The organism is Loigolactobacillus binensis (genome assembly GCF_005405165.1).
GTDB lineage: Bacteria > Bacillota > Bacilli > Lactobacillales > Lactobacillaceae > Loigolactobacillus > Loigolactobacillus binensis.
On sequence record NZ_BJDN01000001.1, the window covers coordinates 44,217 to 63,471 of the forward strand.

General features: G+C 44.8%; 21 protein-coding genes. 17 read left to right on the forward strand and 4 right to left on the reverse strand.

Going from position 1 to position 19,255, the window contains the following annotated elements:
• The first annotated feature begins 25 nt into the window (after window positions 1-25).
• From FFM78_RS00220 to FFM78_RS00235, 4 genes are all read left to right on the forward strand, one after another.
• A complete protein-coding gene (locus FFM78_RS00220; protein WP_137636423.1) occupies window positions 26-901 on the forward strand; it encodes a shikimate dehydrogenase in 876 nt (291 codons plus the stop codon).
• 6 nt (window positions 902-907) lie between these two features.
• Entirely contained in the window at window positions 908-2,125 is a 1,218-nt protein-coding gene (locus FFM78_RS00225) for an MFS transporter (protein ID WP_137636424.1), read from the forward strand.
• Between the two features lie 37 nt (window positions 2,126-2,162).
• A complete protein-coding gene (locus tag FFM78_RS00230; RefSeq protein WP_137636425.1) occupies window positions 2,163-3,353 on the forward strand; it encodes an MFS transporter in 1,191 nt (396 codons plus the stop codon).
• Between the two features lie 139 nt (window positions 3,354-3,492).
• Window positions 3,493-4,317, forward strand: coding sequence for an HAD-IIB family hydrolase (locus tag FFM78_RS00235; protein WP_137636426.1), 825 nt, complete (start codon window positions 3,493-3,495; stop codon window positions 4,315-4,317).
• A gap of 116 nt (window positions 4,318-4,433) precedes the next feature.
• Here the strand turns inward: FFM78_RS00235 and FFM78_RS00240 are convergent, their stop codons facing one another.
• A complete protein-coding gene (locus FFM78_RS00240; RefSeq protein WP_137636427.1) occupies window positions 4,434-8,369 on the reverse strand; it encodes an MMPL family transporter in 3,936 nt (1,311 codons plus the stop codon).
• A 343-nt stretch (window positions 8,370-8,712) separates the two neighbouring features.
• Here FFM78_RS00240 and FFM78_RS00245 point away from each other — a divergent pair, with 343 nt between their 5' ends.
• Window positions 8,713-9,294: a TetR/AcrR family transcriptional regulator gene (locus FFM78_RS00245; RefSeq protein WP_223876969.1), complete on the forward strand. Its 582-nt coding sequence runs from the start codon at window positions 8,713-8,715 to the stop codon at window positions 9,292-9,294.
• Between the two features lie 104 nt (window positions 9,295-9,398).
• On the opposite strand, the gene yaaA is transcribed toward FFM78_RS00245, so the two are convergent.
• On the reverse strand, window positions 9,399-10,157 hold the full coding sequence (yaaA, locus tag FFM78_RS00250; protein ID WP_137636429.1) for a peroxide stress protein YaaA: 759 nt from the start codon (window positions 10,155-10,157) through the stop codon (window positions 9,399-9,401).
• A 123-nt stretch (window positions 10,158-10,280) separates the two neighbouring features.
• Between yaaA and FFM78_RS00255 the strand changes: the two genes are divergently transcribed.
• From FFM78_RS00255 to FFM78_RS00265, 3 genes are all read left to right on the forward strand, one after another.
• Window positions 10,281-10,679 (forward strand): helix-turn-helix transcriptional regulator, encoded by a 399-nt coding sequence (locus tag FFM78_RS00255; protein WP_223876970.1) that lies wholly within the window; start codon window positions 10,281-10,283, stop codon window positions 10,677-10,679.
• Between the two features lie 12 nt (window positions 10,680-10,691).
• Window positions 10,692-11,015 (forward strand): hypothetical protein, encoded by a 324-nt coding sequence (locus FFM78_RS00260; protein WP_137636430.1) that lies wholly within the window; start codon window positions 10,692-10,694, stop codon window positions 11,013-11,015.
• Between the two features lie 136 nt (window positions 11,016-11,151).
• Window positions 11,152-11,739: a helix-turn-helix domain-containing protein gene (locus tag FFM78_RS00265; protein ID WP_137636431.1), complete on the forward strand. Its 588-nt coding sequence runs from the start codon at window positions 11,152-11,154 to the stop codon at window positions 11,737-11,739.
• A gap of 166 nt (window positions 11,740-11,905) precedes the next feature.
• Here FFM78_RS00265 and FFM78_RS00270 read toward each other — a convergent pair whose 3' ends face one another.
• Both FFM78_RS00270 and FFM78_RS00275 read right to left on the reverse strand, forming a co-directional pair.
• Entirely contained in the window at window positions 11,906-12,454 is a 549-nt protein-coding gene (locus tag FFM78_RS00270) for a helix-turn-helix domain-containing protein (protein ID WP_137636432.1), read from the reverse strand.
• A 132-nt stretch (window positions 12,455-12,586) separates the two neighbouring features.
• Window positions 12,587-12,946: a nuclear transport factor 2 family protein gene (locus FFM78_RS00275; protein WP_137636433.1), complete on the reverse strand. Its 360-nt coding sequence runs from the start codon at window positions 12,944-12,946 to the stop codon at window positions 12,587-12,589.
• Window positions 12,947-13,028: 82 nt separating this feature from the next.
• On the opposite strand from FFM78_RS00275, the gene FFM78_RS00280 reads away from it, so the two are divergent.
• From FFM78_RS00280 to FFM78_RS00320, 9 genes are all read left to right on the forward strand, one after another.
• Window positions 13,029-13,340, forward strand: coding sequence for an ArsR/SmtB family transcription factor (locus FFM78_RS00280; RefSeq protein WP_137636434.1), 312 nt, complete (start codon window positions 13,029-13,031; stop codon window positions 13,338-13,340).
• 82 nt (window positions 13,341-13,422) lie between these two features.
• Window positions 13,423-14,148, forward strand: coding sequence for an alpha/beta hydrolase (locus tag FFM78_RS00285; protein ID WP_137636435.1), 726 nt, complete (start codon window positions 13,423-13,425; stop codon window positions 14,146-14,148).
• Between the two features lie 219 nt (window positions 14,149-14,367).
• A complete protein-coding gene (locus FFM78_RS00290) occupies window positions 14,368-15,501 on the forward strand; it encodes an efflux RND transporter periplasmic adaptor subunit (protein WP_137636436.1) in 1,134 nt (377 codons plus the stop codon).
• Window positions 15,491-16,195 carry an ABC transporter ATP-binding protein gene (locus FFM78_RS00295; RefSeq protein ID WP_137636437.1) on the forward strand — a complete coding sequence of 235 codons (705 nt, stop codon included), beginning with the start codon at window positions 15,491-15,493 and terminating at the stop codon, window positions 16,193-16,195. The genes FFM78_RS00290 and FFM78_RS00295 overlap by 11 nt, the downstream gene beginning before the upstream one ends.
• Window positions 16,182-17,396 carry an ABC transporter permease gene (locus tag FFM78_RS00300; RefSeq protein ID WP_137636438.1) on the forward strand — a complete coding sequence of 405 codons (1,215 nt, stop codon included), beginning with the start codon at window positions 16,182-16,184 and terminating at the stop codon, window positions 17,394-17,396. The genes FFM78_RS00295 and FFM78_RS00300 overlap by 14 nt, the downstream gene beginning before the upstream one ends.
• A gap of 35 nt (window positions 17,397-17,431) precedes the next feature.
• Complete coding sequence (locus tag FFM78_RS00305; RefSeq protein ID WP_137636439.1) at window positions 17,432-17,965, forward strand: hypothetical protein; 534 nt, start codon at window positions 17,432-17,434, stop codon at window positions 17,963-17,965.
• A gap of 45 nt (window positions 17,966-18,010) precedes the next feature.
• Complete coding sequence (locus tag FFM78_RS00310) at window positions 18,011-18,379, forward strand: DUF6483 family protein (protein ID WP_137636440.1); 369 nt, start codon at window positions 18,011-18,013, stop codon at window positions 18,377-18,379.
• Window positions 18,376-18,564 (forward strand): hypothetical protein, encoded by a 189-nt coding sequence (locus tag FFM78_RS00315; protein ID WP_137636441.1) that lies wholly within the window; start codon window positions 18,376-18,378, stop codon window positions 18,562-18,564. Before FFM78_RS00310 ends, FFM78_RS00315 begins: the two co-directional genes overlap by 4 nt.
• A 78-nt stretch (window positions 18,565-18,642) precedes the next feature.
• Entirely contained in the window at window positions 18,643-19,128 is a 486-nt protein-coding gene (locus FFM78_RS00320) for a pyridoxamine 5'-phosphate oxidase family protein (RefSeq protein ID WP_137636442.1), read from the forward strand.
• The last annotated feature ends 127 nt before the right edge of the window (window positions 19,129-19,255 follow it).

The following is a 19,255-nucleotide window of genomic DNA, read 5'->3' on the forward strand; positions in this document are numbered from 1 at the left end:
AATTTAATTGAACAGGTGATATTTTATGGAAAAAAGAATTGATGGTCATACCGTTATGTTAGGTTTGTTTGGTTCGCCAGTTGGTCACTCTGGCTCGCCAGCCATGTACAATTATAGTTTTGCGCACAGTGGCATTAATTATGCTTACTTGGCGTTTGACATTCAGGCGGCCGAAATGAAACAAGCTTTGGACACAATGCGGTTGTTTAACATGCGTGGCGCCAATGTTACCATGCCTTGTAAACAAAAGGCGGCCGAATTAGTTGATCAACTATCGCCAGCCGCGAAGTTGATTGGGGCGGTCAACACGATCGTTAATGATAACGGTGTCCTTACCGGTCATAATACGGATGGTGCTGGTTATGTAGCTAATTTGAAGCAGCATGGGGTCGACGTTAAAGGCAAAACGATCACGTTACTCGGTGCTGGCGGCGCTGGAACTGCGATCGCCGTTCAAGTTGCTTTAGATGGTGCCAAGCAGATCAACATCTTTAATCCGAAAGATGCCTTTTTCGGTAATGCGGAACAAACCGCTAATAAAATTATGGCTAGCGTGCCAGCTTGCAAAGTGACGGTTAACGATATTGCCGATACCGCGAATTTATACCGTTTGATCGGTGCCAGTGATATTTTCGGTAATGCCACTAAAGTAGGGATGACACCTAATGTTGACGCCACTAATATTGCGGATACTTCCGTGTTCCGGCCTGGTTTAGTTGTAACGGACACAGTATACAGTCCCGATAAAACGAAAATGATGCAAGATGCTGAAGCCAAAGGGGCTACCGTGATCGGTGGTCGCGGTATGTTATTATGGCAAGGTGCCGCTGCATTCAAGCTTTACACAGGTGAAACAATGCCAGTTAAGGAAGTTGGCCAACTCTTTTTCAGTCAGGAGTAGTTGATTATGGAAAATTCTAAAAAATATTTACCAACTGCGTTGATTTTATATTTTTCTTACGCCATGTTAGGCATTGCGTCCTCTGTGCTTAGTCAGTATAAAACTGAGTTTGCAAAGGCATGGGGTGCTCAGACGCTATCTTCTGGAGTGGTTAACGTCAGTATGGTGGTTTCTGTGATCGCAGCCTTTGGTTTAGGGCGCTTGATCGCCTATCCGTTTTCGGGGCCGGTTTCTGATAAGTTCGGTCGCCGGGTCAGTGGCTTGATCGGGGTCTTGTTGTACGCGGGCTTCTTCTTCGGGATCGCTTTTAGTAAAAGCTTCTGGCTTGCTTACGCCATCGGGATTTTAAACGGGGTAGCCAATTCCTTTTTGGACACTTGTGTTTCACCTAGCTTAATGGAAATGTTTCCCAAGTCAGCGTCGATCGCCAATTTATTCACGAAATTTTCGATCGTGACTGCCCAGTTCTTATTGCCGTTTTTCATTGGTTGGATCGCCATGGCAAAATTTTCTTACCACACGATTTTTGTTATTTGTGGCATCGCCATGTTAGTCGCAGCTGTTTCGCTGTTATTCTTGCCGTTTCCGGTTCAAAATAAAGCCCAAGCCGCAACGTCTGCTAAACCGGCAAAAAAAGCGCGCATGCATTTTTCTGCGGGCGCGATCGCTGCGATCTTGATCGGTTTTACCAGTTCGACCACCTTCATGTTGTGGCTAAATTGTAACCAAGAATTAGGGACTAGCTACGGGATTAAGGATCCCAGTGTTTTACAGTCGTTTTACGCGGCTGGTGCGGCCTTGGCTGTGTTAGTCACTGCCCAGTTGATTCATATGGGGATCAAGGAAACTACTGTTTTGGTTTTGTATCCTAGTATTGCTGTGGTTATGTTATTATTATGTTATTTCATTCAGCAGCCAGTTATTTTGTACATTGGCAGCTTTGTGATTGGTTATTCGGCGGCTGGTGGGGTACTACAATTGGCCACGTCAACAACGATCGAGTTTTTCCCGACCAGCAAAGGAACGGCAACTTCGTTGGTTATGATCGCCTCCAGTGTGGCTAACTACGCCGTCTTATCGTTAGCTGCCTATATTACCAGTACATTTAGTAGTAATGCCCCGCGGTTGATCATTTTATTAAACGTGGTCATTACTTTGATCGGAATCGCTTTTGCACTATTCGTTAAACGTAGTAAACGAGAATCTGTTGGTGTGACCGCCTAAGCAGTGGCCATGAGGATGCTGGATCGAGGTTAACAAAATGAAAAAACGGTTTATACCATTAGCGGCAGGAATCTACGTCAATTACGCCATTCTCGGGATGGCAACGATCATTATTTCGCAATACAGTTCTAACTTTCAAAGATTATGGCATACTAATGTTGCTGGGATCTCAACGGTGATCGCGATGATCGGGATCGGCCGTTTGGTCACGGTGCTCTTTGCGGGGGCTTTATCCGATCGTTTAGGGCGTAAGCCGACCATGTTGGTGGGAATGGGCGCAACGATCGTTTTCCTACTTGGTTTGGCGTTTAGTACTGATCTGATCATGGCCGCGATCTTCGCTTTGTTCTTAGGGGTCACCAATTCATTTGATGATGCTTCCAGTTATCCGGCATTGACCGATGCTTTTGGCAGTCATGCGGCTAGTATGAATTCGCTGAATAAGGCCGCGATGTCGTTGGCACAATTTGTATTACCGTTTATTGTGGCGCTGGTTCCCGACGCTAAATTTACGCTGGTCGTGATGGCCTTAGTGATCGTGGTCGACATTCTCTGCATTATCAAGATCACGTTTGCGCCGCAGACGGCTAAGCCAGCACCGGCGAAGCAAACAGCTACACCAGCCGCCCAACCATTAACGCAGAATAAACCGAGTATGGCCATTGACGGCAGCGCATTGATCGTCCTTGGCTTTACCATTTCCTTTACCTTTTATATTTATTCGCAATACGTTCCTAATTTTGGGATCACCGTTTTAGGTCTAAATAGTGATGTTGCGAAAGGGTTAATTTCTTGGTACGCTAGTTCATCGCTGATCTCGGTATTTATTACCTCAATATTGGTGACCAAGATCCGTCCGCTGCATTTAGTGCTGTATTATTCTACGATCTCGCTGGTTTTCTTGCTGCTTTTAGTAGTGGCTCCCAGCTTATTGGTTTTACGCATGACCAGTATCGTGATCGGCTTCTTCGCAGCTGGCGGGATCTGGCAACTAGGGCTTACGGTATTGACTCAGTATTTCCCATTGCAAAAAGGTAAAGTGACCGGTTACTACAGTTTTGCCACCGCGCTAACTTACTTTGTTGGACCGTTTGTTTCCAGCTTTATTATCAACGATACTGCTGCAAGCGTCCTGCGGGTTTTTCAAATCGATGTGGTGGTCACATTGATCGGCGTGGCGATCGTGATCGGTGTTTTACTGCGCAATCGCCAGTATCATTTTGTATAAAGTTACGTTTTCAATGATCGCCGTGCATCAATTCGTTGAAGTTGATGCGCGGCGGTTATTTTTTTAGCCGCTGATTTGCTATACTAAAAACAGATGATTTGAATAAATGGAAAAATTGGTGCATAAGGGATGGTAAGAAATGAGTATTAAAATGGTGGTCGTCGATATGGATGGCACTTTTCTAAATCAGCAGGACACGTACGATAAACACCACTTTATGGCGTTATTTAAACGGATCAAACAGGCGGGCATTCATTTTGTTGTGGCCAGCGGTTCGCAATATCAGCGGCTGCAAAGCCAGTTTGCTGCAGTTAAAAATGAACTAGATTTCATTTCGCAAAACGGTGCGATCGTTCATAGTGGTACTGAATTGCTGGCCGTCGATGCGATCAAACCCGCCGATTTAGCGCAGACTTTTGCGATCATGCGGCAGGATTTTCCGGCTAATGCGATCGTGCAGCGAACCGTTTCCGGTTTGAGCAAAACTTATATTGATCGGCAGATCTCACCTACCACGTATCGCAATATTCACCGGTACTATTATGCGTTGGAAAAGGTGGATGATCTGGCCACGATTTCGGCGGCACAGGTCCACGATCAGCTCACTAAGATCAGTTTGACCTTTGCACCACAGTTGGATTATGCAACGGCGGTCAAGCAATTGCGCGCTGCGCTACCAGCGACGCTGATGAGCCAAAATTCCGGCTTTAACACTGAATTGATTGGTAATACCGGTATTGATAAGTTGACTGGGCTGCATAAGCTGCAGCAGCGTTACCATATCGCTGATGATGAAATGCTGACTTTCGGCGATAACGAAAATGATCTGGCCATGCTGACGGCCACGCCCTACGGCTTTGCTATGAAAAATGCGGCGGCTACTTTCCGCCGCCAAGCACCTAATGTGACGGCAGCGGATAATGACCATGATGGTGTTTTAGCTACGATCGAACAGTTTATTTGAACCCAAAAAACGTGCCCTTGAAATCAAACTTGATTTCAGGGGCACGTTTTTAATCTGCAGCAGGCTGGTTAAGCTTTTGCAATTATTTTAACGGTTACTGCCAACCTAGAACTGCATTAATGTTTACGTTTCTTAAGATTGTCGTCCAACTTATCTTTTAACGGATAAGTTAAATGGATCAAGCTGGAAATAACGACTGGTAAGATGATCACCAAAATGATCAAACCAATAATGACGGCTAACGCAACTTGGATCAAGGTGAGGACACCAGATGGAATCAAAGCGGCGAAGGTCCCACTAAGGATGATCGCGGCGGAAATAACCACGGCGCCGATCACACCTGAAGCGGCAATGATTCGCGTGCTTGGGGTGCCGTCGGTAAGCCCATACTCCCGATACTTCATCATCAGGAAGATACTGTAGTCGACCCCTAACGCCACTAACATGACGAAGGAGAAGAACGGTGTATTCCAGGTCAACATGCTTTGCCCAAGGACTGCAGCACTGAACCAGCGTGTCAAACTTAAGGAAGTGACGTAGGCCAACAATAGGGTACCTAGAATGTAGAACGGTTGTAGGATCGACCGGGTGATAACGATCAAGGCTAACAAAATACCGACTAACATAATTGCCGCTGTCCGCGTGAAGTCGCTGCTGGCAATATGGTGCGTGTCAGAGATCGAGGCGGTTTGACCACCGATAGCAACTTTTGCACCGGAAAGTGGCGTTCCTTTTAGTTCGTTTTGAACTTCACTTTGGAGTGAATCGATTCGCGCCATCGACTTCGCTGAACTTGGATTTGTGTTCAACACGATGGTTAACTTAGTGGTGTGCTTGTTACCTGACATATAGGACTTGATCGCTGCCGCAAAGGTTTTACCTTTAAGGACATTAGCTGGAATATAGAAATTATTCGCCGCTGCGGAGCCCTTTAAGCCGGTTAAATAACTATCGGCACTGGAAACACCTTTGTTGATCTTAGTGATGCCACCACTAGCGCTAACTAAGCCGTTATGCAAGGTCTGCATTTGACTAACTAAGCCTTGTAAAGTGGTGTACATTGTTTTCTGACCATTATTGACTTGGATCAAACCGGCAGTCAATTGTGGTGCTTTAGCATTTAATTGACTAGCACCACTGGCTAATTGGCTGGCGCCACTGCTTAACTGACTAACACCGCTTGTCAAGGCTGGGATCTGGCCATTTAAGGTTCCTAAGCCACCGGCTAACTGACTGGTGCCACTAGTTAAAGCGGCGGAGTTGGCATTCAATTGGCTGGCCCCACTAGCAGCAGAGTCAACGCCGCTGGTATATTGATTTAAGCCGGCAGCTAATTGACTGATCTGACTAGCCATTTGTGATTGGCCGATGGTGGCGTTGATCGTGCTTTGGTTAGTTGTATCGACGCCACTACCGTTAACACCAGCGTTCAATTGGGTGGCAACGCTGGAAGCTTGATTGGCGGCAGTTTGTAATTGCGCTAGGGACTGGGTCAAAGTTGTCATCTGACTTTGTAGTGCACTAAGGCCACTAGTCGCACTGGTCAAATTACTAGTCTGGCTTAGCATTTTATTGGCGTCGGCGAGCATGGTTTTCATGCCCGTTAATTCAGTCTTTAAGCTGCTAATATCGCTATCACTTGGTAACTGGTTAGCTAAGGTCGTTAAGCCAGATAGATCAGGTAATGACGTTTGGCTAGCAGATTTTTGTAGCGCCGTTAAGGTCGTACCGTTAGCGGCTAAATTATTAGTTAAACTGGCCGTCGCTGTTTTGATGATCGTTTCGGCTTGGGCCTTCGATGCAGCGGTGGCAGAAGAATCAGCTACGATCTTTTGTGCGGCAGCGATAACTGATTTATCCGCTGTTGCCGCAGCGGTATCACGCGTACCGATCTGCGTCAAAGCACTTTTTAGTGTTGTTTGGGTCTGCTCCAATGAAGTTGCGGCCGACTGCAAACTACTGATCTGCGTTTTCGCAGCTTGTAAGCTATCTAATAACGTGAGCATTTTATCCAGCTGCGGTTCGATCGTTTGCGCTTGAGCAACTTCTTTTTTCAGCGCCGCACTTTGACTACTTAAACTTTGTAGCTGTGTTTGGGCGCTACTTAAGGCGGCTAGTTTTGATTGATTAGCGGCCAACGCACTATTGATCTGCGTCACCCCACTGGCGATACCATTATTATAGGCAGTCAAACCGGCCACCGCTAGAGGCAACTGACTGCTTTGACTGACTAGGCTTTGGACACCACTGGTAACCTGATCAGAACTGCCAGCCAACTGGGATAAACCGCTGTTAAGTTGGCCGACCCCTGTGGTGTATTGGCCAAGGCCATTTTGCAACACGTAGGCACCACTGGTTAATTGATTCACTCCGGCAGCTAAAGTTCCGGTGGAGCTATTCAATGTACCAAGACTGTTACTTAGAGTTGTCGCACCGCTTGCTAGTTGGCCCGTACCGCTGGTCAACTGCTGACTACCAGTGGTTAAGGTATTCGTTCCACTGATCAACTGTTGAACACCGCTCAGGCCGCTGGACATGTTGCTTTGACCTAGCTTATTGCTGGCCTTGGTCAAGCCACTATTAACTGTTTTTAGACCTTTACCAGCTGTTTTCATACCACTGGTTACCGTGCCTAATTGTTGATTGGCGTACAAGGCCTTGATTTTGCTGCCACTTGGTTGGGTGACCGAGGCCACTGTTTTAACGCCTTTTTCCTTTTGTAATTTGCGGGTGACCTGATCGATCACCTTTAAATATTGTTCCTGATTCAGCTTCTTATTAGTTTTAATGTACAAAGTTGACGGTTCAGCCGTTCCTTTCGAGAAATGCTGCTGAACGACTTTGAAGCCTTGCTTAGCTGGCAAACTATCGCTTAATTCATCTAGCGTGTCGTAGTTAAGCTGGCTGCTGTAAGTGAATAAGAAGGGTAACGTGACTAAAAGTACCAAACCAAGTGCAATGAAGGGATGCAGAACGGAATGTTTGGATAAACCGTGCCACAATTTGCTGTTGCTACCACCATCGAAGTTCTTGATCGGCCAGAACATGCGCGCGCCTAAGGTGGCCATGAAAAATGGATTCAGTGTCAGGAGCACTAGCAATAAGACGGCGACCCCGACAGCGACCCCGACGGCCGAGCGATAAACGGAGAATTTAGCCAACGACAGCGCCGTGAAGCCGATCAGAATGGTCGAACCACTGTACAAAATGGTCCGGCCAGCAATCCGCCGCGCCTTACGCGTGGCTGCCACTGAATCTAGCCCCGAACTAAGCTCAGCCTTGAATTGATCATATAGCAGAATATTGTAGTCGGTACCGATCCCGAATAGCACGACCACCATGAACACTTGTGTAAATGATGATAGCGGGAATTGGAACCAATCGACTAAGTTCATGACGATACTCAGCGACGTCACTACGGAAATACCAACGGTCAATAAAGAAATCAATGGGACGATCGGTGAACGGAAGACGATGATCAAGACAATGAAAATAAAGACCGCCGCAATAACTTCGGTTTTCTTGAGCCCTTCTTCAGTTGCTTGACTGAAGTCGTCATTTAAAATATCACTACCGGTAATATAAGTTTTAACACCGGTAGTTTTGGCTGCCTTAGTGATGTCAGCGTTCATCTTGCGCACAGTATCTTTCTTGCTGACCATCAATTGAACTAACTGGGTTGAGTGATCTTTAGAAATCAACTGCTTACGGGTAGCCGAATTATCATTGGCCGCCGTGACGGCTTTAATATGGTATTGCTGCTTATTAGTTCGCAACTTATGTACCGTCCGGGCGATATTGTTTTTTTGTGTAGTCGTTAGTTTTTGGCTACCATTATTGAAGACAACCACGACCTGCCGCGTATTACCTTGGCCACGGCCCCAGTGATCTTGCATCACCGAAGCAACTTGGCTCTGTGCACTAGCGGGAATTTTGGTTTGACCATATTCGCGAATCAGTCGCGTCGTATCGGGCATAGCAACCAAGGCAACGACGATCACGATTAACCAGGCGATCAGCGCCCCAACGTGGCGTTCCCAGAAACGTTTCACAATAACTCATCTCTTTCTCACAAATTTAACTGAAAAATAATTCATAAAAGTGATAAACAACTATAATTTTAATCTAATCCTTTTATGAAAGTGTGCGTTGAAACCCCCTAATTCTACAATGTTTGTATGCAACCATCTTACTCATTTATTTTGATTTGTCAATGACTTTGTATGTCCATTATAGATATTAATTACAGTTTACTTTGACTTGTGCCAATTGTTGGACACTTGTCAAAGTTTAAAGATAATGATAAAGTGGGCGCAAGATGAAAACAAGCCGCAAAATTGGCGATTTGCAAAAATTTGGACAGATTCAGGAAAGTGTCAAAAAGGAGCAGGAATTTTGAAATATGATTTAACCAAGAAGCCGACTCGCGGGGCGCAGAGAACTTTAGCGGCTTTTTCGACCACAATGTTTGAGCTGCTAGCGCAGAAATCCTTTGAACAGATCAGTGTTAATGAAATTTGTCAGTTAAGTAACTTTCCGCGCGCAACGTTTTATAATTATTTTGATGATAAATATGACCTTGTAAATTATTGTTGGTACACGTTGACGCAAGAAATTCATTTAGATGATGTTCAAAAAATTACTCCAGAGCAGGCCATGACTCCGAAGCAGGCATTAAGTATCTTTTTTGATCGTGTTTACCAATTGTTCACCGATCATAGTCAGAAGTTGACTGAAATTTTAAAAAATAATACATTGAACGGTCCGATGGTGGTTAATTTTACGGACTACGTTAAATTAAATATGCAGGAGATCATTCACAATTGTTTGGATCTTTCTATGGTGCCAGTTCCGCTGGAATTGATTGCGGATCATTACAGTAATACGGTGTTGTTGGTGTTGGAGTGGGCCTTTTTACGGCGTGAGAATACTACGCTAGCCGATGCCCATCGGTATTTGGAATATTTGTTGAAGTAATGGCCTAAGCGCAAGTTCAAGCGCGCTTAAAAGCACGAGGGGAAAACTTAGCGGGAACGCTACTTATATAGGTAGGTTAAAAAAACGTTGACTAGTTTTGCTAGTCAACGTTTTTTACTATCCTCATTTATAAACACTAACTTAGTTTTTGTCGCTAACTCTGGCATAAACTGGTAATTTAACCGGTTAAATTGCCGCAATTCAGCGAGCCGTTGAATGTTATTTTCCGCCATAAAACGAACCATTTCGCCGCGGGCCATTTTGGCTAAGGTGGCGCGGGTCTTAATTTTACCATCGATCCAGTGTCCGAATACAATGTCGATCAGTGGTGTGTCAGGTTGTAAGTGGCGTTGGATGATTTTGGCGTATTCTTGGGAGGCTAAATTGATGATCGGTTCTGTGTTTGTTTGCAGTGCTTGGTAAGGTTTCACGCCCCAAAAATCATATAAATTAGGGCTTTGGCCAACTTTTAAGCGCGCTTGCATTTCTAGACGGTAAGGCACAACACCGTCAAAAGGACGCAAAATACCGTAAAAACCAGATAGGATCCGAAGGTTGGCTTGGACATACGCTAATGCAGGGGCGGTAAAAACATCTGGGGCCATGTACTGATATTGAATACCGGAAAAGGCGAGCAAGGCCGGCGTTAATCGTTCTTTAAGATTGATTTGTTGCAACGACCGGTAGTTGGCTTTGGCTAATTTTTCATTACAGGCCCACAAACTTCTTAATTGTGCGTAGGATAATTGCCGCATAGTAGTCAAGATTTGTTGTGTTTCCGCTAGGTATTGTGGCAAGGCGGCAATGGCAAATGAATCGGTGTCGAGCCGCATTTTTTTAGCTGGTGCGATGATGATTTTCATGGCAGAACCTCCGCGTAATTCGTAAGTCTATTTTAGCATTTTAATTAAGCCGCGGTTGTCAAAATTATTTGCTAGGCAAATCTATGCGGATTCCGTACACTGGAAGCAAAGGAAGTGGGGGAAATGTCAATGATTATCGGCGAACGGCTTAAACAATGTCGGCAACAGCAGCAGTTATCGCAGGAAATGGAGGCGGCTAAATTGAAGGTTTCCCGCCAGACGATTTCCAATTGGGAAAATTCGCGTAGTTATCCGGATATTGAACGTTGCATTCATTTGGCTGATTTGTATGAATTATCTTTAGATGAATTGTTGAGGGGGGATCAAAAAATGGTCAAAAACTTGATTGATACCACTAATTTTGTCAAAGTTGGGCGTTTGATCGCGTTGGGGATTCTGCTGAATCTGGTTTTAGTGATCGGGTTGGTGTTTACGCTACAGTATTGGTGGGCGCTAGTATTAGTGGCGTTACTACTTTTAAATGTTTGCTGGTTATTTGTGCTTACGATTTGGGTTATTTAAGGAGGGGTCAAAATGAAAATCACCTTGTTGTTTGTGGTTGGCGCCAGTTTTGCGGTCAATGCGATTTTATGCCAAGTCTTATTGTGGCGGTTAGTGCGCTTAGACGCTGCTGCGCGCAATATTGCTCATCCACATTTGGCTGGGCTACTGGCGACCAGTGGGCAAAATGGGTCGGGGTTGTTCATGTATCTTATTTTGCGTCGCCAACGTGAAGTGATTGCTGAACTAGATGATGCGCCAAAGCGGCACCATTTGAAAATTCAGCTGACGGCTGGGTTTGCCGTTATGCTTAGTTTGTTTATCAGTTTTAGTCTTATTTTATTTTTGCTAAATTAAGCGCGCTTGACATCGCGCTTGCTCCTTTAGGCGTACGTGCTTAGAAACTTAGCCACGAATAACCACCACGCCGACTTTCTTTTCTGGTATCTTAAATAGGGAGCCGTTATTCTCAAGGCATAGGAGGCTGGTTGGTATGAAATTAGGTGCACAACTAAAAAGCGCACGCCAAAAATTAGGTGTGACCCAGGAAATCGTGGCCGCTGAGCTACACGTTTCTCGACAAACGATTTCTAGTTGGGAAAACGAACGCAGTTATCCCGACATCGCTAGCTTGATCGCACTTAGTGATTATTACCAGCTTTCGCTAGATGAATTATTAAAGGAGGATAACGGAATGGCAGATGATCTAGCACGGAAGGAACGCGAACTAAAAGAGGCGCAGCGAATTTGGTTGATGTCGTATGTGGTTAATTTATTACTGTTGTTATTATTGTTAGCTAGAGATTTTGAATTATTCAGCATTAGGTGGAGTCACACGGCCGGTTTAGTTTTAGTGATGATTATTGGCATTAATGTTTACTTGCTATCAATTGCACGGAATAATTATCGCCGTTTGAAGGCACCATCCAAGTTAACTAACAAGGTAAAATGGGGATTATTGCTATTTTGTTTAGTTTTAGGCATAGTATTTAGTACGATACAGCGTAACTTTTTGGAGATCACACTTGCACTTCTTTTTGTTGCGATCTATAAATTCATTAGAGCTTGTATTGCTCGTTAACGATTAGTCAGTAAATTCTATCAGAAAATAGCATAGTTTATTTTTCGCAAGTTGGGCTATCTAGCGGTACATTTTGTCCTGAAGCCAAAAGAATAAATCTTCTTAAATAAAACTAGCGCGGTAGCAAAATTTGATTTTACTACCACGCTAGTTTTTTGATCAAGTTTTAATTATAGATCGTTTTTTGATTGTATTTGATATAGCGGACGAAAAATTCGTATAAACTAAAAGTGATTTTTTGCGCTAGCGGCAGTAATGTGATGCCGATAACGAATAAAAATAGGCTCAAGATAACTTGGATAATGGCAAGTTGCTGTAAATTTAGCAAGTAAACCAGGAATGCAATGACTGGGGATAGAATAAACGCGACAATGATCACCCATAATGCCAATAATAATGCAACTGCGGTAATTGCGCCGCCGGAGAAGAGCGTCATGTTAAAGAAAATGACGCCAAACAGGGCTAAGAAATTAATGTGCTTCATGTTTGTGGTGCCTTCTTTCTGTTGGGTGGCTTGCTTCGTTTCCGCTAGTAGCTCATCAATTGAAAGCTCATATAAACTACTGAGGTCTTTTAGCACGTAGATATTGGGGATCGTTTTGTTCTGTTCCCAACGCGAAACGGTTTGTCGAGTGACGTATAATTTTTTAGCAACAGCTGCTTGGGTCAGCTGTTTGGCCAAGCGTGCCGCTGATAGTGAATGACCTAGTGACATTTTTCCGGCCTCCTTTTGTCCTTTATTATGGCGGATGGGCGGCCATAAGCAAAGCAACGATCTTGTTACATTCGCGGATAAATAAAAATCAAGCGCGTTTTAAGCGCGCTTGATTTTTTGTGTGGGTGACTATTAGTTAGCAGCAACGATTAGTTTACTGATTTTACCGGCTGCATCAAATTCATAGTAATCATTACCTTGTAGTGTAAACAGAGCGCCCGATTTCTTTATTCCTGCAACCGCCCAACTAGTTTTATAATTAACTGTAGTTGGGTCAGTATGAAAAACGTGTTTCAATGTTTGATTGCGCGTGAAGAAGCTGGTGAAAAAGGCCGCAATCTGTGCTTTACTGCTTACCTGGGAACCTGAGGCCGGAATGATCTGACTATCTGCGGCGAATAAACTAATGATGGTCTGTAAGGCTTGATTATCATGCGCAGCGATATCGGATAACTCAAAGTAGGTTTGAATGGTTTGAACATTTTTATCCATGAAAATCACTTCTTTTCGTTTGTTTAGTATATACTAAACAGATGAGAAAGCAATAAGTCTAGTTATATGAGGTGTTATCAATATGAATATAGTTTTACCGGTGCCGAAATTAGCCGATATAACATTGGCGGGAATTTTGAAGTCATTAAGCGATCCCACACGATTAACGATCGTAGCTCAATTATTTGCTGCAGAAGGTGAGGTTAGCTGTGCCGAGTTTAACGAGTTAGGTAAGAAAAGCAATTTATCGCAACATTATCGTAATTTACGGCTAAGTGGACTGATCAGTACGCGCCGTGAAGGGCGGCATAGTTATTTAACCTTACGTACCAAAGAATTAGCAATAAAATTTCCTCAGCTGCTAGCGACCATCGTCAGCAACGCTAAATATTAAATTTATTATCAAAATTTTGAAGTGGGGCCAGCGAATCTGTGAGGTATGGTATCATGAAGTATATCTTTAAAGGGAGCATTCCATGAAAAAACGGACGAAAGTTTTACTGGGAATTGTAGTGGCTGTGTTAGTTCTGCTGGTGAGTGGTTGGGCTTATTTGCGTACCCAAATTTACCAACCTAGTCAGTCCGCAGAATCGGCGGCCCAGTCAGCCACTACCAGTGGGTCAGAGCTGATTTTTAAAAGTAAGTTAACGACCACGCCAATGGTGATTTTCTATCCGGGGGCATTGGTTGATCCTGCAAGCTATAGTGGTTGGGCCAAACAAGTGGCGGCAGCAGGGTATCCCGTTTATATCGTGCGCTTTCCCATGGACCTGGCCGTTTTAGCGCCAAATAAAGCGGATCGTGTTTTAAAAAATTCACAGCGTGATTATGTGATCGGTGGCCATTCACTAGGCGGCGTTATGGCTAGTCGCTACGCTCAGAATCATCAAGAACGGTTAAAGGGTGTTTTCTTCTTAGCTAGTTATCCAGATGGTAAAGGTAGCTTGCGTTCCACGGTTTTACCGGTTTTGTCGATCACGGCTAGTCGTGATGGCGTATTGGATCAGACGGCTTATAAGAAAGCCAAATATAATTTACCTAGAAATACCAAATACGTGCAGATCAAAGGCGGTAATCACGCTGGCTTTGGTAGTTACGGTAAACAAAAAGGCGATCAAACCGCGACGATCAGCAATCGAGCACAACAACGACAAGTCGCGACTAATTTAATTCAGTGGCTGCGTAGCGTTGATAAAAAATAAAAATCCCACTTGTGGGATTTTTTTATGCTCAATAAATAATAAAAACAATAAGCACTATCAATAATTTGATAAATTTTACACAAAAAAGAACTAACTTGATTTGTCCTTTCGTAAATCATAAATATCTGTATAATTGAATTTGTGCGGAGATTAATCTACAGGAAAGGAAGTTTGCTGGTAGCTAAAAGTTAATTATTGAGCAAACAAGGTCAGAGTTGGATGAAGAAATTATTACGGGGACGTTTTTGGATCATAGTGGGGGTTTTACTTGTTTTAGGCGTGATCGTCGCGGTGGGCTTAGTGAAAGCGAATAGCCAGCGGGCGGCGCAAAAGCAGCAATACCAGACCTATCAGGTCAAGCGTGATAGCGCGCTGTTACTAAAGGGCAAAGTAGCAGCGAAGGATACAGTCGCGGTTGAGACCGGCGTTAGCAGTACGGGAACTTTGACGGCGATCAACGTTAAAAATGGGGAACACGTTGATCCCGGCACCGTCTTGATGACGTTTCACGATGATCAGGTGCAAAGTCAAATTGATGACGCTAATCAGACCGTGGCGAAAACCGAGCTGGCAATTCAAAATGATCAGCAGGCGCTCACTACGTTGAAAAAGCAATCAAATCAGGCGGCAACGGTGACCGCTGACAGTGGCACTGATAGTGCTGCTGCCGATTCTGGTAGCGCGGCTGATCAGTTGCAACAGGCACAGAATACGCTAGCAGCGGACCAATTGACGTTACAACAGACCAATGACAGTTTGACACGTTTACAGGCAAAGCTAGATCCGCAAGTAACGGCTAAAATCGCCGGCACGATCGCGTTGGATACCACCAATAATAGTAATACTGGTATTCCAGATATGCAGATCATTAGTGACGGCCAGATCATTGACGGTCAAGTGACCGAGTACGATTACGCCAAGCTTAAACAAGACATGGCGGTCACTGTCCTGCCCGTCAGCAATACCGATCATTATCAAGGCAAAATTGTGACCATCGACCAAACGCCGCAAGCAGCTGCCCAAACAACTAGTGCGGCCCAAACTGGTGGCAGTGAAGCCGCAACCTATCAATTTACTGTAAAAATCGACCATAAATTGACTAATGGCTTTAATGTACAAATTCGCGTTCCCCAGAGCACGATTCGTTTACCAGCGGCTAGCTTAGTTAAAAAGGCTGGCGTGCGTTATGTTTATGTGGTCAAAAAACACAAGGCTTACCGGCAAAAGGTAGTGGTCAAGAAAGTTGCTGGCTACTGGCATTTAATGTCCGGTCTGCAACCTAAAACCACGATCATTACCAACCCAGATCGGCACTTAAAGAATGGGCAAGAGGTGACGGTCAATGCTAATTGAGTTAAAAGCCGTCAATAAATACTATCAAAATGGGGCGCAAAACTTTCAGGTCTTGCGCGATATTAATTTGGCCATCGATCGCGGCGAATTTTTGTCGATCATGGGGCCGTCCGGCGCAGGTAAAACTTCCTTGATCAATTTAATTGGTTTTATTGATCGCCAATATGAAGGCGAGTACTTATTTAACGGGACGTCCTACCAAAAGGCCAGCGATAATACGTTGGCACGAATCCGTAATCGCAGTGTCGGTTTTGTCTTCCAAAATTTCAAGTTGATCGGCAACAACACGATTTTAGAAAATGTTGAGCTACCGTTGCTTTATGGCGGGATGACTAAACGGGCCGCTAAGCCGATCGTTGAGCAAGCGCTGACTCGCGTCGGTTTACCTAACAGTAGTCAAAAGATCCCTAGTGAACTTTCTGGTGGCCAGCAACAGCGGGTCGCCATTGCGCGGGCGTTGGTACATCAGCCTAAATTTATTATCGCTGACGAACCAACCGGCGCGCTAGACACTAAGACTTCGGCGGAGATCATGCAGATTTTTCGTGACCTTAATCGCAACGAGGGGACCACGATCGTTTTAGTGACCCATGATCCTCAGGTTTCGTTATACGGTGACCGGCTGATCAAAATTTTAGATGGTGCGATCACGGCCGATGAGCCAGTTGTGGGGGTGCAGCATGCGCTTCGCTGAAATTTGGACCACCGCACTGCGTTCGATCTTAAAAAATAAACGCCGCAGTATTTTGACCATGTTAGGGATCATTATCGGGATCGCCGCCGTTGTGACGATTTTAGCGATCGGCGATGGCTTTTCCAATTGGGTGACTAAAAGCATTACCAGCAACAAGTCCGGCAAGGTTGAAACCCAGATCGTCTATACACCTAACGATACTGCCAATACCAGCGCACAACCCTTTAACGAGCGTGATCTGACTTTAGTGCGCCAAGTCAAAGGCATCGCTAAAGTGAAGCAGAGTAGTTCGGATGCGGATTATGCCCAGCTCACGTTACCAGTGAAGAATAAAACTAAAAGTGTGCTGGTTCATTACACCAAAGGTAAAAGCAGCAAGGTGATTGCTGGCCGGCGGTTGACCGCGATGGACAACGAAATTGGTAATCAAGTTGCAGTGATCGATGCTGGTTTAGCCAAAAGTTTATTCGGTGGCACCACTAACGCGCTGCACCACGGGATTACTGTCGACGAGCAATTGTATGAAATCGTTGGTGTCCGCAGTTCAGTAGCCAGCAGCGTTAATTTCACTGACGCCATGAGTGGCAAAATTCCGACGAACATCACGATTCCGCGTAAAGTGCACCAGTACTATACTCGCAGCGAGCGCACCGGTGATCTACTGACGTTGTCGCTAACTAAAGGTGCTAAGGCCAGCCGCGTGAATAAACGGGTACTGCATATTCTGAAAGCCCAAGGCAGTATGCGCAGTCAAGGCGACTATCAAAGTAATGATCCAACCGCCCAAGCGGATACATTCGGCAAAGTGCTAAACGCGATCACTTACTTTGTTTCGGCCGTTGCGGGGATCTCGCTATTTATCGCCGGTATCGGTGTGATGAATATGATGTACATTTCAGTGGCTGAACGGACCACTGAAATTGGGATTCGCCGCGCGATGGGTGCCCGGCAACAGGACATTCGACTACAGTTTTTATTAGAAAGTGCGACTTTGACGATTTTAGGGGGCTTGATCGGTTACGGACTAGGTGTGTTGCTGGCGTTAGGGGTCAGCGCGCTGCCGGTGATGCCGTTTAAGGCCAGCTTTAGCTTTGGTGGCTTTGCGTTAGCGTTTGGCGTTTCCACGGCCGTTGGTTTAGTCTTCGGGGTGATGCCAGCTAATGCCGCTAGCCGCAAGGATCTAATTGAGATCATTCGTTAAAAAGGCGGCACACAACTTATTTGGAGGGAAATAACATGAAAAAATGGTTTAGTCAGGTTAGTGCCAATGACACAAAAATTTGGGTTGCTTTATATTTAGTGGTCGGTATGGTAATGACTTACTTTGTTGCCTTTGTCTATCCGCCTAAGAAATTATTGGCCAATGCACCTGCACTGGTCAAATGGGTGACCTTTGGTAGTGGAGCGGTCGGCTTAGCCGTTGGCCTGTTTTTCTCCACCTATATCGGTTATCTAATCTATCTTATCTGGCGTAGCGTTCTGCATGAAGAGCCAACGGCAAAGGCGGCCACGAAACGCAGCTTTTATTTGACCACCTGTATTGTTGGTGTGTTGATCAGTTTAGTCCATTTAGTAACGATCATTGCCACTAATGGTGTTATTAACCAGACCGTGACGCTGGTTCTGGCCGTAATCAGTTCTATTGTGACTGCCTGGCTGATCTATGAATTCTTTACCCACTTATTGCACAACGTTAAATTAGGGCGCGCCGTTGCACTGACGCTATTTGTGGTTAATTTAATACCGACGATTATTGGCTTGTTTAGATAAATATTAGCTTAGTTATTGGCCGCACGAAAAAAAGGAGCCATGGTGATGCAAAACGAAAGTGACTATATCATGCGCCAGATCAAGGCTTTCGCTGAGGGCCTTGGTTATATTATGAGCCAACGCAAAAATAATACTGATACTGAAATCGTGTTTCACATGGCTGAACCGCTGCTGCCCCATCAGCTTGAGTTGCAGCAACTGATCGCTAAAAAGCAATACGCCGCCGTAGCTAAACGGTTGCTAGCTCTGCAGTACGCTATGCCAGAAGGGGATTTTTTCAAACTCAGTGTGTGGTTCTACGATACATTGAATCAGCGCAGTGATACCGAACTACAGCAAAATAATTATTCGCGTAGTGCGATCATTGCGGGGCTAAAGCAATTGCAGATGCTACAGGCTGAGAAAGATCAATGAAACGATGGCAGACTAACTCTACAGGTTTATTAGCAGCAGCCAGTGCGTTTTGGGTACTATTAGGTGCCTTATTGGTGCTTACCGGGTTTTTATTAATTACCGGGCAAGATTTCGGTCTGCCGTTAAGTCTTGCTTCCATCGGCATGACTACTTATTTCAGTGTATATGCTATTTACCGTAAATGAATTGAAGCCCTAAAAAGTGCTGGCAGCCACTGTAAATAGCGTTATACTAAATGGAAAATGATGAAGAAGATGAAGTTAATGCGGCGGAAAGAAAGAGAAGTTACCAGTACAACCGAAATAGCGGCGATTTTACAAGCTGCACACGTGATCCACCTGGGCATTCAAACGTCTGATTATCCGTATGTCGTACCCACGAATTACGGCTTTGAATTTGTTGAGCAGCAGTTGATTATTTATTTGCACGGTGCACCAGCTGGTCGCAAACGCGATCTGATCGCCCAGCAACCTAAAGTTGGTTTTGAGATCGATGATGGTGGTCATCTGATGCCAGCAACCAATGGTGAGCCCAGTAAAAATTCATTTGCCTACCGCAGCATTATTGGGACTGGTGAAGCAGAATTGGTGACTGACCTTGCAACTAAGCAACACGCTTTACAGACGATCCTGGTGCATGAAACTGGGCACCCTTGGCCGAACATTAAGGAACATGACGTTGAGTATGTGGGTATTATCAAAATTAAAGTTAATCAATATAGTGCTAAAGCCCATTATGATCCTAAATAATAGCGTGCTCCGACAACCAAATTTTGGTTCGCGGGGCACGCTATTTTGTTAATAAATCGCGATTGTTAATATAAATAATTGGTCCGCTTAACTAAAGAAGTATTGGAGAGAATTAAAAAGCAGGAAT

What these genes read in the sequence shown, in the direction of transcription:
- FFM78_RS00220 (WP_137636423.1), top strand. Translation starts at nt 26, where the DNA reads ATGGAAAAAAGAATTGATGGTCATACCGTTATGTTAGGTTTGTTTGGT.
- FFM78_RS00225 (WP_137636424.1), top strand. Translation starts at nt 908, where the DNA reads ATGGAAAATTCTAAAAAATATTTACCAACTGCGTTGATTTTATATTTT.
- FFM78_RS00230 (WP_137636425.1), top strand. Translation starts at nt 2,163, where the DNA reads ATGAAAAAACGGTTTATACCATTAGCGGCAGGAATCTACGTCAATTAC.
- FFM78_RS00235 (WP_137636426.1), top strand. Translation starts at nt 3,493, where the DNA reads ATGAGTATTAAAATGGTGGTCGTCGATATGGATGGCACTTTTCTAAAT.
- yaaA (WP_137636429.1), bottom strand. Translation starts at nt 10,157, where the DNA reads ATGAAAATCATCATCGCACCAGCTAAAAAAATGCGGCTCGACACCGAT.
- FFM78_RS00255 (WP_223876970.1), top strand. Translation starts at nt 10,281, where the DNA reads ATGTCAATGATTATCGGCGAACGGCTTAAACAATGTCGGCAACAGCAG.
- FFM78_RS00260 (WP_137636430.1), top strand. Translation starts at nt 10,692, where the DNA reads ATGAAAATCACCTTGTTGTTTGTGGTTGGCGCCAGTTTTGCGGTCAAT.
- FFM78_RS00265 (WP_137636431.1), top strand. Translation starts at nt 11,152, where the DNA reads ATGAAATTAGGTGCACAACTAAAAAGCGCACGCCAAAAATTAGGTGTG.
- FFM78_RS00270 (WP_137636432.1), bottom strand. Translation starts at nt 12,454, where the DNA reads ATGTCACTAGGTCATTCACTATCAGCGGCACGCTTGGCCAAACAGCTG.
- FFM78_RS00275 (WP_137636433.1), bottom strand. Translation starts at nt 12,946, where the DNA reads ATGGATAAAAATGTTCAAACCATTCAAACCTACTTTGAGTTATCCGAT.
- FFM78_RS00280 (WP_137636434.1), top strand. Translation starts at nt 13,029, where the DNA reads ATGAATATAGTTTTACCGGTGCCGAAATTAGCCGATATAACATTGGCG.
- FFM78_RS00285 (WP_137636435.1), top strand. Translation starts at nt 13,423, where the DNA reads ATGAAAAAACGGACGAAAGTTTTACTGGGAATTGTAGTGGCTGTGTTA.
- FFM78_RS00290 (WP_137636436.1), top strand. Translation starts at nt 14,368, where the DNA reads ATGAAGAAATTATTACGGGGACGTTTTTGGATCATAGTGGGGGTTTTA.
- FFM78_RS00295 (WP_137636437.1), top strand. Translation starts at nt 15,491, where the DNA reads ATGCTAATTGAGTTAAAAGCCGTCAATAAATACTATCAAAATGGGGCG.
- FFM78_RS00300 (WP_137636438.1), top strand. Translation starts at nt 16,182, where the DNA reads ATGCGCTTCGCTGAAATTTGGACCACCGCACTGCGTTCGATCTTAAAA.
- FFM78_RS00305 (WP_137636439.1), top strand. Translation starts at nt 17,432, where the DNA reads ATGAAAAAATGGTTTAGTCAGGTTAGTGCCAATGACACAAAAATTTGG.
- FFM78_RS00310 (WP_137636440.1), top strand. Translation starts at nt 18,011, where the DNA reads ATGCAAAACGAAAGTGACTATATCATGCGCCAGATCAAGGCTTTCGCT.
- FFM78_RS00315 (WP_137636441.1), top strand. Translation starts at nt 18,376, where the DNA reads ATGAAACGATGGCAGACTAACTCTACAGGTTTATTAGCAGCAGCCAGT.
- FFM78_RS00320 (WP_137636442.1), top strand. Translation starts at nt 18,643, where the DNA reads ATGCGGCGGAAAGAAAGAGAAGTTACCAGTACAACCGAAATAGCGGCG.